This window comes from Stagnihabitans lacustris, from assembly GCF_025950525.1.
GTDB lineage: Bacteria > Pseudomonadota > Alphaproteobacteria > Rhodobacterales > Rhodobacteraceae > Stagnihabitans.
The window spans coordinates 232,928-245,998 of the sequence record NZ_JAPDGS010000004.1 but is presented as its reverse complement, the minus strand read 5'-3'; the positions used below and the strand labels follow the sequence as shown (position 1 = coordinate 245,998).

The following is a 13,071-nucleotide window of genomic DNA, read 5'->3' as shown; positions in this document are numbered from 1 at the left end:
CGCCCCCCGCTCCGCCGCCCCCCGCTCCGTCCCCCATTCCGCCGTTCGGCCCCCGGCCCATCCCGCCCTCTGTTGTTTTCCCCGCGCCTTTCGCACCGCTCTGCCCTCCCCCCGCCCGCTCTGCCGCCCGCCCGCTTCGCCCGTTCCGCCGCACCTTTCGCACCGCCCCCGCCAGCCCTCCGCCGGCTCCACTCCGCCCTCCGCAAGTTCCGCCCTGCTCCGCCGCCCCACCTGCCTCCCACCCTGTACTCCCTCCCTCCCGCCCTGTTGAGCCATGACATCCTTTCTGAAATCCTGGTTGCCGCGGGGCCTGATCGGTCGCGCCCTCTTGATCCTGGTTCTGCCGGTGGTCACGCTGCAACTTGTCGTCTCTGTCATCATCATCCAGCGCCATTTCGACGGCGTCACGCGGCAGATGAGCCGGACCATGCGGATCGAGGTCGAGTGGCTTTTGTCCGAGATCGCAGCCGCCCCCGATCTGCAGGCGGCTCAGGCGCGGGCGCTGGATGTGGCCAGCGGCCTGGCGCTGTCGGTCACGCTGCCGGTGGTGGCCACGCCTCCGACCGGGGATCAGCGGCGCTGGTGGGACCTGTCGGGGCGCGAGGTCGGCACGGTGCTGCATGAGGGCCTGCCGGCGCTGGCGGCGGTCGATCTTTTGACCAACACGCGCCAGGTGCAGCTGTGGTTGCAGACGCCGCAGGGGATGATGCGGGTCGATGTGGCGCGCTCGCGGGTGACGGCGTCAAACCCGCATCAGCTTTTGGTGATCTCGGTGCTGGCCTCGGTGCTGATGACGGGGGTGGCCTATCTGTTCTTGCGCAATCAACTGGTGCCGATCAACCGGCTGGCGCGGGCGGCAGAGGCCTTTGGCCGCGGCCAGACCCTGCCTTACCGGCCGCGCGGCGCGCTGGAGGTGCGGGCGGCGGGCAAGGCCTTTCTGGACATGCGGGCGCGGATCGAACGGCAGATCGAGCAGCGCACCCTGCTGTTGTCCGGCGTCAGCCATGACCTGCGCGGGCCGATCACGCGGCTGAAGCTGGGCCTGTCGCTGTTGCCCGAGGATGAGGAGACCGAGGCGCTGCAGGCCGATGTGGTGGCGATGGAGCGGCTGGTGGATGAATTCCTGGCCTTCGCTCGCGGCGACGCGCTGGAAGAGGCGGTTGTGGTCGATCCCGCGGCGGTGCTGGGCGACTTGGTGGCCCGGGCCGAACGGCGCGGCCAGGCGGTCAGCCTGGGGGATATGGCCGCGGTGGGCCCGCTGCGGCTGCGGGTGCAGGCGGTGGAACGGGCGCTGGAGAACCTGGTGGGCAATGGGTTGCGCCATGGGCGGCGGGTCGTGGTCTCGTCCCTGGTCAGCGAAAGGTTCTTGCGGCTGGTGGTCGAGGATGATGGCCCCGGCATCCCCGAGGCGCGGCGCGATGAGGCGATGCAGCCCTTTGCCCGGCTGGATGCGGCGCGCGATCCGAACCACGGCGGCGGTGTGGGGCTGGGCCTGTCGATCGCGGCCGACATCGCGCGCAGCCATGGCGGCGAGCTGCGACTTGGCCGGAGTGAGGCGCTGGGGGGCTTGCGGGCCGAACTGGTGCTGGCGCGCTGAGGGGGGCGCCGGGGTTGGGCCTTGATCCAGCGGAGCTTCGCAAGAGATCCATTGGTGGGGGCGGCCTTCGCTCCGATCCTTGCGGGATATTTGGGTCAGGGTGAAAGGGGGGGCGGTTGCGGCTTGGGGGGCGGGCTGCTAGGGAGAGACCAAAGCGAAATGGTAAGGTTTCCCATGAAGTCCTCTGCGCCGCGCCTGGTCGTGCAATCGGTGAGCCGGTCTTTTGGCGGGCGGGCGGTGGTCAGCGACCTGTCGCTTGTGGTCGAGGCGGGGCAGGTGACGTGCCTTCTGGGGCCCTCGGGCTGCGGCAAATCGACGACTTTGCGCATGGTGGCGGGGGTCGAGGTGCCGGACCAGGGCCGCATCCTGATCGACGGGGTCGAGGTCTTTGGCCCGCGCGGCACTGTGCCTCCCGAGGCGCGGGGCGTGGGTCTGATGTTTCAGGACTTTGCGCTGTTTCCCCATCTGACGGTGGCGCAGAATGTGGGCTTTGGCTTGCGCCGGTCCGAAGGGCGAGGCCGGCGGATCGACGCACTTCTGGAGCGGGTCAACCTCTCCGGCTTTCAGGACAAGCATCCGCATGAACTGTCGGGCGGCGAGCAGCAGCGCGTGGCCTTGGCCCGGGCCTTGGCGCCAAAGCCGCGGGTCATGTTGATGGATGAGCCCTTTTCGGGTCTGGACAACCGGTTGCGCGACGGGATCAGGGATGCGACGCTGGACCTGTTGAAGGAAGAGGGCACAGCGGTCGTCCTGGTCACGCATGAGCCGGGCGAGGCGATGCGGATGGCCGACGAGATCGCCTTGATGCGCGATGGGGTGATCGTGCAAAAGGGCGCGCCTTACAATGTCTACAACGCGCCGGTGGACCGGGCGGCGGCGGCGTTTTTCAGCGATATCAACGTGATCAAGGGCGTGTCCAACGGCGCGCTGACCCAGACGCCCTTTGGCGCCTTTTTGACGCCGGGCCAGGCGGATGGCGCGGCGGTGGATATCGTGATCCGGCCGCAGCATCTGAAGATCGACTTCGACCGCGCGGGCAAGGGGCCTTTGCCGACGATCCAGGATGGCTCCGCCGCGCGAGGCAGCGTCGCGCGGGCGCGCTTTCTGGGCCATGAGTCGCTGGTGGAATTCCGCATGGATCATGACGGATCGACCCTGACCGCCGCGGTGCCCGGCGTCTTCCTGCCCAAACCCGGCACGGCGCTGTGGCTGATGATCCGCCGCGACCGCTGTTTCGTCTTTCCGGCGTGATTTCATACTGAGGTAAATATTCCCGCCGGAGGCTCTTTTGGCACCGCTGGAGCCTCCGGCGGGATTATTTAGGTCAGTATGAAAGGGATCAGCCGAGGTCTTGGCCAATCTGCCCCAGGGCCTCGTGATAGAGATCCAGCCCGGCGCCGGGGCGGGAGGCGCCTTCGCTCAGAACCCTGCGGAAGCCGCGGGCGCCAGGGCGGCCGGTGAAAAGGCCAAGCATGTGGCGGGTGATCTGGTGCAGGCGTCCGCCCTGGGCCAGGTGATCGGCGATATAGGGCTCCATCGCGCGGGCCACCGAAAGGCAGGCGGCCACAGAGTTTGCGTCTGGTGCCTCTGCCGTTTCCCCCGCCCACAGCGCATCGGCGCCGATCAGCACGGCGGCGGGATCGTGATAGGCGGCCCGGCCCACCATCACACCATCCAGGCCCTGCGCCAACAGGTCGCGGACCTGTGCCAGGGTCGTCACGCCGCCGTTCAGGCAGATTGTCAGCTCGGGGAAGCGCGCCTTCATGGCCAATACCACCGCGTAATCCAGCGGCGGGATCTCGCGGTTTTCCTTGGGGCTCAGGCCCTGCAGCCAGGCCTTGCGGGCATGGATGATGATGTGGCGCACGCCGGCCTTGGCCATGGTCTCGACAAAGCGCGGCAGGATGTCGGCGGGCTCTTGGTCATCGACGCCGATGCGGCATTTCACGGTGACGGGGGCATCGGTTTCGCCCTGCATCGCCTGCACACATTGCGCGACCAGGTCGGGGGTCTTCATCAGGACCGCGCCGAAACAGCCCGACTGCACCCGGTCCGAGGGGCAGCCGCAGTTCAGGTTCACTTCGGCGTAAGCCCAGGGGCCCGCGATCCGCACCGCCTGCGCCAGTTCGGCAGGGTCAGAGCCGCCCAGTTGCAGCGCCACCGGATGTTCAAGGGCGCTGTAATCCAACAGCCGCGGTTTTGGGCCATGGATCACGGCGGGGGCCGTCACCATCTCGGTGTAAAGCATGGCGCGCCGCGTCATCAGCCGGTGAAAATACCGGCAGTGGCGGTCGGTCCAGTCCATCATTGGGGCGACGGACAAACGGTGGGCCAGGGAGGGGGAGGCGTGCATCATGGGCGGCTCTATAACGGCAAGCGCTTCGTCTGGCGAGGGGGTAGGGGTGTGCCCTCCCACCGCCCGCCGCAATGGGCGGCTTGAAACCCGCCCTACGCGCTTGCCCGTCCCCGGCCCCTCGTCTATCAGGGGGCAAGGAGACCCCCATGCGCATTCTCATCACCAATGACGACGGTATCAACGCCCCGGGACTGGAGGTGCTGCACGCCATCGCCACCGAGATCGCGGGTCCGGGCGGCGAGGTCTGGACCGTGGCGCCCGCCTTCGAACAATCGGGCGTGGGGCACTGCATCAGCTATACCCATCCAACCATGATCGCCGAACTGGGCCCGCGGCGTTTCGCGGCCGAGGGCTCTCCGGCCGATTGCGTGCTGGCGGGGCTTTATCATGTGATGAAGGACGCGCGGCCCGACCTGATCCTGTCGGGCGTCAACCGCGGCAACAACGCGGGCGAGAACGTGCTTTACTCGGGCACGATCGGGGCGGCCATCGAGGGCGCCTTGCAGGGCGTGCCCTCTATCGCCCTGTCGCAGTTCTTTGGCCCCGGCAATGCCGGTCTGGCCCAACCCTTCGAGGCGGCGGCCGTGCATGGCCCCGGCTTGATCCGTGCGCTGTTGGACAAGGGCATCTGGGATCAGACCGACTACCGGATTTTCTATAACATCAACTTCCCGGCCACCCCGGCCGCGGGGGTCAAGGGCACCCGGGTCGCGGCCCAGGGCTTCCGCCGTTACACCTCGTTCAGCATGGAGCCCCATACCGCGCCCTCGGGTCGGCAGTTCCTGTGGATCAAGGGCGGCGAGCAGGCAAGACCGACGCTTCCCGGCACCGATGTAACGGCCAATGTCGAGGGCTATATCTCGGTCACGCCCCTGCGCGCCGACCTGACGGCCCATGATCGGCTGAACGATCTGGCCCAAGCGCTTTCGGGGACCCAAACGCTTCCGGGGGCCCTGGCCTGATGGAGCCCGGCCCGGAAGATATCGCCACCCGCAAGATGCGCTTTCTGTTTGCGCTGCGCTCTCAGGGCATCACCGCGCCCCGGGTGCTGGACGCGATGGAGCGCATCGACCGCAGCCTGTTCCTGCGCGGCATATTCGCGCAGCGCGCCCATGAGGATGTGCCGCTGCCCATCGCCTGTGGCCAGACGATCAGCCAGCCTTCGGTCGTGGGTCTGATGACGCAGGCTTTGGACCTGCAACCGCGCGACAAGGTGCTAGAGGTCGGCACGGGATCGGGCTATCAGGCGGCGATCCTGTCGGTCCTGTGCCGCCGCGTTTATACGATCGACCGCCACCGCACCCTGGTGCGCGAGGCCGAAGCGGTCTTTCGTGAGCTGGGTCTGGTCAATATCACGGCGCAGACCGGCGACGGGTCCCATGGCCTGCCCGATCAGGCGCCTTTCGACAAGATCATCGTGACCGCTGCGGCCGAGGACCCTCCGGGACCGCTCTTGGCGCAGCTGAAGACCGGGGGTATCATGGTGCTTCCGGTGGGCCAATCCGATACGGTGCAAAGCCTGATCAAGGTGACGCGGCTGCAGTCGGGTTATGAATACGAGGAACTTCGCCCGGTGCGCTTTGTGCCGCTGGTCGAGGGGATGGCGGCAGATTGAACGGGGTGGGAAGATGATCAGGGGTGGATCGGCCGGGCTTTTGCTGTCGGTCTTGGTGGTTTCGGGTTGCGTGAACACCAATGCGCTGGATTGGGATTTGCGCACCAATGGCGGCACGGCGGGGGCGGCGCAGGCGGTCTCGGCGCGGCCAATGCCGGATCAGAATGGCGTGATCTCGTATCCCGGCTATCAGGTGGCCGTGGCGCGGCAGGGCGATACCGTGGCCTCGGTCGCGGCGCGGGTCGGCGTGGCCCCCGATCAGCTGGCGCGGTTCAACGCACTTGGCGCCAGTGACCGCCTGCGTCAGGGCGAGATTCTGGCGCTTCCGGTCCGGGTGGCGGCAAGCCCCGCCGCTTTTGGGGCTCCGGCGACGGGCGGGGTCGCCGGGGGGATTGACGTCGAGGCCATCGCCTCATCGGCCATCGACCGGACCGGCGCGCCTGTGACCTCGGCCCAAAGCGCGCAACAGCTGCCGTTTTCCACGACGGGGTCCGGCCCCGTGCCGGTGCGCTATCAGGTGAAACGCGGCGAGACCGCCTTTACCATCGCGCGGCAATTCAACATCTCGGCCAAGGCCCTGGCCGATTGGAACGGTCTGCCCTCGGACCTTTCCGTCCGTGAGGGGCAATATCTGATCATCCCGACCGCCGCCGATCTGGCGCGAGGCGGGGCCGAAACGATGCCGGGCCAGGGCTCGCCCACGCCGATGCCGCCCTCGGCCTCGGAACCCCTGCCGAACGAAACCACGGTGACGGCGGCTCAGGCCGCGCAAACCGGGCAGGCGGCGCCGGATTTGGGGTCCAGCCGCACCAATGCTTCGGCCGCGGCCATGGCCATGCCGGTCCAGGGCAAGATCATCAAACCCTATGACGGCAAGGGCAACCAGGGCATCGACATCGCTGCCGCCGCCGGGACCTCGGTCAAGGCCGCCGCTGCGGGCACGGTGGCGGTCGTGACCAAGGACGCGGGGTCGGGATCGACCATCGTGATCCTGAAGCATGAGGGCGGGCTTTTGACGGTCTATGCCGGGCTGGACGGCGCCACCGTGGCCAAGGGCGCCAGCGTCAAGCGCGGCGCCTCTTTGGGGACGCTGCGGGCCGGAACCCTGCACTTCGAGGTCCGCCAGGGCCAGCAAGCCGTCGATCCGCTGAGCTATCTGCAGTAAGGGCTGGCCACAAGGGCTGGCCAAAAAGCTGGAGGGAGCCGCGGGCCCCCTCCAGACCTCCCCCGGGACTTTGGTCTTGAAGGGTCCATTGCAGGGTCGCTCCGAGGGGCGCCGCTTTGGGGAGGCACAGGGCTCGGCCTCTGTTTTCAGGCCCAGCTGTCTTCACGCCCGGCGGCCTGGCCATCACGGGCTGCGGCCCTCTCATTCATCTTTTCATAAATATCCCACGGAGGGGTCCGGGGAGGTGTGAAACCTCCCCGGGCGTGCCGCAAGCACGGACCTCAACCCGCCAGCGCCACGCCTTCACGGGCGGCCAGGTCGCAAAAGAACTGCCAGGCCACGCGCCCTGATCGGCTGCCGCGGGTGGCCTGCCATTCGATCGCCTCGGCGCGCAGGCGATCCGCCGCCACTTTGACCCCATGTGCCGCGCAATAGCCCGCGATCATCGCCAGGTAATCGTCCTGACTGCAGGGGTGAAACCCCAGCCACAGGCCAAAGCGGTCCGAGAGGGACACTTTCTCCTCCACCGCCTCGCCCGGCGTGATGGCTGTGGCGCTTTCGTTTTCGATCATGTCGCGCGGCATCAAGTGGCGGCGGTTCGACGTGGCATACAGCACCACATTCTCTGGCCGCCCCGCGATGCCACCATCCAGCACCGCCTTCAGCGCCTTGTAATGCTGATCATCGCCGGCAAAGCTGAGGTCGTCGCAAAACAGGATGAACCGATGCGGCGCCGCCCGCAGGTGGTCCAGCAACCGCGCGACCGAGGGCAGATCCTCACGCGACAGCTCCACGATCTTCAGATCCGCGCCCTCCGCCCGGACCTGCGCATGGATCGCCTTGACCAGCGAGGATTTCCCCATCCCCCGCGCGCCCCAAAGCAGCGCGTTGTTGGCAGGCAAGCCCGCCGCGAAATGCCGCGTGTTGGCCAAAAGCGAGTCGCGCGACCGGTCGATGCCGACCAAAAGCCCCATATCAACACGGCTGACCCGCGCCACCGGGACAAGCCGGTCGGGCGAAACCGCCCATGCAAAGGCCTCGGCGGTGAAGTCAGGGGCGGGGGCGGGCGGCGGCGCCAGACGCTCCAGCGCCGCCGCGATGCGTTCGATGGCCCTCATTCCTCGTCTTCCGGGTCCCATGTGCCGTCGGCCATGGCCTGCGCCTTGGCCTGGCGTTCGAACCAGACAATGATCCAGATCGAGGCCTCATACAGCGGATAGATCGCGGCAAAGAGGATCATCATCGAGGTCACATCGGGCGGCGCGATCATGGATGACAGGATCAGGATGCCCACAACCGCATATTTCCGCGTGGCCTTCAGCCCCCTCGACCCGATCAGCCCGGCCTTGCCCATCAGCGTCAGCAGGACCGGAAGCTGGAAGCACAGGCCAAAGGCCAAGAGGAACTGCATCACCAGCGAATACATCTTGTCAATCGAGCCCTGGAAGACCAGCCCCTTGGGAATGGTCGAAGCTGCTCCGGTCGCATCGGCCACGGTGCCGCCCATCGAATCCTGAAAGCTCAGGAAGAATTGCAGCGCCGAGGGGATCACCAGGAAATAGGCCAGCGCGCCGCCCAGAACGAACATGACCGGCGAAGCCACGAGAAAGGGCAGGAAGGCGCGCTTTTCGTTCTTGTAAAGTCCCGGCGCCACGAAGCGCCACATCTGGAAGGCAATGATCGGAAAGGCCATGACAAAGCCGCCCCACATCGCCAGTTTCATCGCGACGAAAAAGCTGTCCTGCGGCGCAAGGACCTGAAAGGTGCAGTCGGCGCCACGTGCGTTCATCACGGTGCAAAGCGGCGCCTTGATGAAATCCCAGATCTGCTTGTTGATCAGGAAAGCCAGGATGAAGGCCGCAATAAAGGTCCCCATCGAGATCAGGATGCGGTTGCGCAGCTCTTTCAGGTGTTCGATCAGGGGGGCGGCCGAGCCGTCAAGGTCTTCGGTCTGGCTCATGCCGTCTCCTCGCCCGCGGTCTTGCGGGGCTTTTTGGGTTTCGACGCAGCGGCCTTGGCCAAAGGTTTCGCGCCAGCCTTGGCGGCAGATCGTTCGGCAGATTTCTCGGCGCCATCAACGGGCGCGGGGGCCTTGGCGCGGGTCCTCTTGGGCTTGGGCGCCGCTGTTGCCGGATCGGAAGCCGCGGCCTTCGGGCCCGGTTTGGCCGCCTTGGCATCAAGCTCTTGGGTCAAGCCCGGGACGGCTGTGTCCTGCGGTGCGGGTTCCACATAGGTCCCGGCCTCGATCGCCTTCAGCTTTTCGGTCTGTTCGGCCAAGACCTTGGCGCGCAAAGCGGCCTTGTCATACAACGCTTGCGTGTTGGGGCCATGCGTGTTTGCAGCAGCAGGGCTTGCCCCATCCAGCGCCTCAAGATCGGCGAGATCCTCAAGGCCTTCCAGCGCTTCGAGATCGTCTTCCGACAGGTCTTCGGCCCCTTTTTCAGCCGGCGCATCCGCCTTGGCGGCATCGCGGGCGGCCACAGAGGTCAACGAAGAGGCCACCGGAGCAGCGGGCATCGGGGTTGCGGGCATCGGCGGCGGGGTCAGCGGCCGGGCCGGCGAGATCGTGGGCTTGGCCGCGTTCTTCAGCGGGTCCCATTTCTCGAACTTGTTGGCGGCTTCGGTCACGGCATCCAGGCCCAGCGACTTGGCCGAGGTCGCGGCCTTCAGGTCGCGCGCCACGTCGGATACGCCGGTATCCTTGGCGGCCTGCTCCATCGCGCGGGAGAATTCCCGGCTCATCTGGCGCAGTTTGCCGGTGAACCGGCCCAACTGCCGAAACATCTGCGGCAAGTCCTCGGGGCCGATGACGATCAGGGCCACGACCGAGATGATCAGCAGTTCAGGCCAGTTCAATCCGAACATTTACAGATCACGCCTGCTTGTCGTCGGCGGGGGTCACATCCTTGGCCACGACCGGCGGAGGCGCCACTTCGGCCTCTTTGGCGGCCTCGGCCTGGCCGTCATTGATGCCCTTTTTGAAGGCGGTGATGCCTTTGCCCACTTCGCCCATCAGCGAAGAGACCTTGCCACGGCCGAAAAGCACGAGGACGACGACGGCGATCAGCAGAAGACCAAGGGGGCCGGGAGTGTGCATGTCTGTTCCTTTTGGGGGCCGCAAAGGTGCGGGCTTTGGTCAAGGGTGGCGGCAAAGCGCCAGGGGCCGCAAGGGGGGATCGCGGCTTGGGGCTTGGCTTTTGGCGGGGCAACTGACATTATTATGTCAGTAGGGCATGATTTTGCCAGAGGAGTGCCGGAAAATGCCGCGGTCTGATCGGCTGTTCGACCTGATCCAGCTGTTGCGCGACGGGCGTTTGCACCGGGCGGGCGATCTTGGGGCGGCGCTTGGGGTTTCGGTGCGCACGATCTGGCGCGACATGGGCGTTCTGTCGGCCTCGGGGCTGTCCATCGAGGGCGAGCGCGGGGTGGGCTATATCCTGCGCCAGCCGATCACCTTGCCGCCGATGATGCTGCAGGCCTCGGAGATGCTGGCCCTGCGGGAGGGGTTGGCGTTGGTGGCCGAGGGCGGGGGCGATCTGGCGGGGGCGGCGCGGTCGCTGGCGGGAAAGCTTGCGGGCCTTGCGCCGGGGCCGCGGGATGAGGGCGAGGACATCTTTGCCACCCGCCCCGATGCCGCGTCCCGGTCGCAAAGGGGGGGGCCACAGCTGCCGGTGATCCGCAAGGCGATCCGCTTGCGCGAGGTTCTGACGGTGGCGGTGCTGGAGGGGGGGCAGCTGCGCGAGCGTGACATCAGGCCGCTGGCGCTGTTGCTGGAGGGGTCATGGGTGCTGGCCGCCTGGGTGGAGGGGCAAGGATTTGCGGCCTTGGGGCTGGATCAGGTGCTGGATGTCGTGCCGCGCGGCGTGACCTTTGGCCGCGAGGCGGGGCGTCGGCTGGCCGATTGGCGCAAGTGGCGGGCGGGGGCGCTTGGCGAGACATGAGGGCGGGCGGGGACCCGGGGTATACCCCGGGCTACGCTGGGGAAGCAGAGCGCAGGGGTGGGGCGCGCAGGGGTGGGGCGCGTTAAGCCGCAGGGACCCCCGGGTTCTCTCTCGCGGCTGTCGGAGCCGCGGCGCTTTTGGGGCTGGTTGCCTGCGAGGCGCGGCTTTAAGCTTGGGCGAAAAGGGGACCCCATGGGATCGGCTTTCTTCATCTCGGCCTTTGCGACGCTTTTCGTGGTCATCGACCCCATCGGCCTCGTGACTTTGTTCATCGCGCTGACGCGGGGGATGGATCAGGACCATCGCCAAAGGCTGGCGCGGCGGTCCGTGGTGATCGCCTTTTGCATCCTTCTGGCCTTTGGACTTCTGGGCCATGCGCTTTTGGGCTTTGTCGGGATCTCGCTGTCGGCCTTTCGGATTGCGGGGGGCATCCTGTTGTTCCTGACCGCGCTGGACATGCTGTTCGAACGCCGCACCCAGCGCCGCGAGGGCGCGCAGGCCGAGCCCGCCCATGACCCTTCGGTCTTTCCCCTGGCCACGCCCTTGATCGCGGGGCCTGGCGCGATTGCCACCATGATCCTGTTGATGGGCCAGGCCGGGGATTGGCCGACGCGGATCGGGGTGCTGGCGTTGATGGCGGGGATGATGGCGGCGACCTTCGTGTTCTTTCTGTCGGCCACGCGGGTCGAGCGCATGTTGGGCCGCACCGGAACCATCGTCGTGACGCGGCTTCTGGGGATGCTGCTGGCCGCCCTTTCGGTGCAATTCGTCATCGACGGGGTCAAGGGCTCCGGACTGTTGTAACCGGACTGCTGGAAAGGGGCTTTTGGGATGGATGGCGATCTGTGGATGCGGGCGCTTTACGTGGGCCTCTTGCTGGCCACCCTGGCCGGTTGGGCCTTGGTCGAGATGCGCAAGGGCGTGGGCCGGATGGGCAAGATGGCCCTGGCCTGGGGGATGATCTTTCTGGGGCTGATCGCGGTCTATGGGCTTTGGGGCGACATCCGCCGCGGCATCAGGCCGGGCCAAGAAGAGGGCGCGGCCGCGGTTGTCCTGCCGCGCGGGCCGGATGGGCATTACTATGCCACGCTGGAGATCGGCGGGGTCCCGGTGCAGTTCATGGCCGACACCGGCGCCTCCGAGGTCGTCTTGTCGCCGGCCGATGCGGCGCGTCTGGGGGTCGACGGCGGCAGCCTGGTCTTTACGGGGCAGGCGATGACGGCGAATGGCATGGTGCAGACCGCGCGGGTCAGCCTGAAGGACGTGCGCTTTGGCCCGTTTTCGGATGATCGGATCGCGGCCTCGGTGACGACGGGCGCCATGGATATCTCTTTGCTGGGCATGAGTTACCTGGGGCTGTTCGACATCTCGATCACCGGAGAGCGGATGGAGCTGCGCCGTTAGGCCAGCGTCAGCCAGTCGCGGACCGAGGGCAAAAGCGGGCGGAAATAGGCGTTGATCCGGCCATGGGCCGGGGCTTGGGTCGCCCAGGCGGTATTTCCACTTTGCGTCCAGGGGGCACTGGCGCTTTGCGCCCAAGGGGCGACGCCATGCAGGATCATGCGGTGCAAGATCACCGCCTCGCCGGGGGATTGGGCAATCTCCACGCGGCGACATTGGTCGAAACAGGCGCGCCGCGCGGCGGCATAGGCCTCGGTCAGGTCAATGTCGCCCCAGGTTTCGGGCGGATGGGGCTCCAGGGCCTGATGCAGGGCGCGGGCCAGGATCAGATGCGAGCCCTCCCAGACCACCAGGGGGGCGGCTGTGACCTCGGTCAAGGCCAGGCCCAGGACCCAGGCATGGGGCTCTTTCATGAAGCGGCGCTTGTCGGGGCCAAGCGGCAAAAGCCCGTCCAGATGCGCCGCATCCCGGGTCAGGCGAAAGCGGTGGGCGGCGTCGGTTTCGTCGGGGTCGCGGCCGGGATAGCCCGGATAGACCGCCGAAAGCTGCGCGCGGTGCAGGGGCTGGGGGGCAAGGCCCAGGTCCTCCCACGGCAGGGGGGCACCGATGGCGCCGGTTTCGTCATTGGGCAAAAGGTCCAACCCCACGGCCCAGGTTCCGCCATGGCGCCGCGGCTGGCCCTGCAAAGCCTGGATCGCCAGGGGCAGTGCGGCGCGCGCCCAAAGGGCGATGGCGGGCGAGGCGGTCTTGCGCCAACCGGGGTCGAAGATGGCATCAGCGGACATGGGGGCCTATCGGGTGGGTCTTTCGGACGGGTCAGATGAGAACCTAGTGCCGCCGCAGCCGCAAGGCAAACGCCCCCCGGATGCAAACCGGTTTCCCTGGCAACTGGCCGCACCGAAACCGCAGCGCCCGACAGGCCGCCAATGCAAACAGGCCGGAGCCCGGGGGACGGGAACTCCGACCTGCGCAAAAGCCCCGGGGGCCTGACCCCGC

The 13,071-nt window shown here is 67.3% G+C and carries 14 protein-coding genes; 8 read left to right on the top strand and 6 right to left on the bottom strand.

Features of this window, described 5'->3' with window-relative positions; genetic code table 11:
* The first annotated feature begins 274 nt into the window (after positions 1-274).
* Together NX862_RS12170 and NX862_RS12165 are read left to right on the top strand one after the other, a co-directional pair.
* Positions 275-1,597 carry an ATP-binding protein gene (locus NX862_RS12170; protein ID WP_264494175.1) on the top strand — a complete coding sequence of 441 codons (1,323 nt, stop codon included), beginning with the start codon at positions 275-277 and terminating at the stop codon, positions 1,595-1,597.
* A 174-nt stretch (positions 1,598-1,771) separates the two neighbouring features.
* The gene (locus NX862_RS12165; protein WP_413694562.1) at positions 1,772-2,848 is read left to right on the top strand and encodes an ABC transporter ATP-binding protein; all 1,077 of its coding nucleotides are present in this window, start codon (positions 1,772-1,774) and stop codon (positions 2,846-2,848) included.
* A gap of 88 nt (positions 2,849-2,936) precedes the next feature.
* On the opposite strand, the gene dusA is transcribed toward NX862_RS12165, so the two are convergent.
* Complete coding sequence (gene dusA, locus NX862_RS12160) at positions 2,937-3,950, bottom strand: tRNA dihydrouridine(20/20a) synthase DusA (RefSeq protein WP_264494319.1); 1,014 nt, start codon at positions 3,948-3,950, stop codon at positions 2,937-2,939.
* A 149-nt stretch (positions 3,951-4,099) separates the two neighbouring features.
* Here dusA and surE point away from each other — a divergent pair, with 149 nt between their 5' ends.
* The 3 genes from surE to NX862_RS12145 are packed head-to-tail and all read left to right on the top strand — an operon-like array spanning position 4,100 to position 6,733.
* The gene (gene surE / locus NX862_RS12155; RefSeq protein ID WP_264494173.1) at positions 4,100-4,915 is read left to right on the top strand and encodes a 5'/3'-nucleotidase SurE; all 816 of its coding nucleotides are present in this window, start codon (positions 4,100-4,102) and stop codon (positions 4,913-4,915) included.
* Positions 4,915-5,568 carry a protein-L-isoaspartate(D-aspartate) O-methyltransferase gene (locus tag NX862_RS12150; protein ID WP_264494172.1) on the top strand — a complete coding sequence of 218 codons (654 nt, stop codon included), beginning with the start codon at positions 4,915-4,917 and terminating at the stop codon, positions 5,566-5,568. Before surE ends, NX862_RS12150 begins: the two co-directional genes overlap by 1 nt.
* Positions 5,569-5,581: 13 nt before the next feature.
* A complete protein-coding gene (locus tag NX862_RS12145) occupies positions 5,582-6,733 on the top strand; it encodes a peptidoglycan DD-metalloendopeptidase family protein (protein ID WP_264494171.1) in 1,152 nt (383 codons plus the stop codon).
* A gap of 281 nt (positions 6,734-7,014) precedes the next feature.
* On the opposite strand, the gene NX862_RS12140 is transcribed toward NX862_RS12145, so the two are convergent.
* From NX862_RS12140 to NX862_RS12125, 4 genes are read right to left on the bottom strand one after another with little or no spacing between them, the layout of a single operon-like run.
* The gene (locus NX862_RS12140) at positions 7,015-7,851 is read right to left on the bottom strand and encodes an ATP-binding protein (RefSeq protein ID WP_264494170.1); all 837 of its coding nucleotides are present in this window, start codon (positions 7,849-7,851) and stop codon (positions 7,015-7,017) included.
* Positions 7,848-8,693 (bottom strand): twin-arginine translocase subunit TatC, encoded by an 846-nt coding sequence (gene tatC, locus NX862_RS12135; protein ID WP_264494169.1) that lies wholly within the window; start codon positions 8,691-8,693, stop codon positions 7,848-7,850. Before tatC ends, NX862_RS12140 begins: the two co-directional genes overlap by 4 nt.
* Positions 8,690-9,598 carry a Sec-independent protein translocase subunit TatA/TatB gene (locus tag NX862_RS12130; RefSeq protein WP_264494168.1) on the bottom strand — a complete coding sequence of 303 codons (909 nt, stop codon included), beginning with the start codon at positions 9,596-9,598 and terminating at the stop codon, positions 8,690-8,692. The genes tatC and NX862_RS12130 overlap by 4 nt, the downstream gene beginning before the upstream one ends.
* 7 nt (positions 9,599-9,605) lie before the next feature.
* Complete coding sequence (locus tag NX862_RS12125; protein ID WP_264494167.1) at positions 9,606-9,830, bottom strand: twin-arginine translocase TatA/TatE family subunit; 225 nt, start codon at positions 9,828-9,830, stop codon at positions 9,606-9,608.
* Between the two features lie 163 nt (positions 9,831-9,993).
* Here NX862_RS12125 and NX862_RS12120 point away from each other — a divergent pair, with 163 nt between their 5' ends.
* From NX862_RS12120 to NX862_RS12110, 3 genes are all read left to right on the top strand, one after another.
* On the top strand, positions 9,994-10,674 hold the full coding sequence (locus NX862_RS12120) for a helix-turn-helix transcriptional regulator (RefSeq protein WP_264494166.1): 681 nt from the start codon (positions 9,994-9,996) through the stop codon (positions 10,672-10,674).
* A 192-nt stretch (positions 10,675-10,866) separates the two neighbouring features.
* On the top strand, positions 10,867-11,478 hold the full coding sequence (locus tag NX862_RS12115) for a MarC family protein (RefSeq protein ID WP_264494165.1): 612 nt from the start codon (positions 10,867-10,869) through the stop codon (positions 11,476-11,478).
* A gap of 27 nt (positions 11,479-11,505) precedes the next feature.
* Entirely contained in the window at positions 11,506-12,078 is a 573-nt protein-coding gene (locus NX862_RS12110; protein WP_264494164.1) for a retropepsin-like aspartic protease family protein, read from the top strand.
* On the opposite strand, the gene NX862_RS12105 is transcribed toward NX862_RS12110, so the two are convergent.
* Positions 12,075-12,860, bottom strand: a complete 786-nt coding sequence (locus NX862_RS12105) for a hypothetical protein (RefSeq protein ID WP_264494163.1) — start codon at positions 12,858-12,860, stop codon at positions 12,075-12,077. The two genes, NX862_RS12110 and NX862_RS12105, sit on opposite strands and share 4 nt — an antisense overlap.
* Positions 12,861-13,071 lie beyond the last annotated feature (211 nt).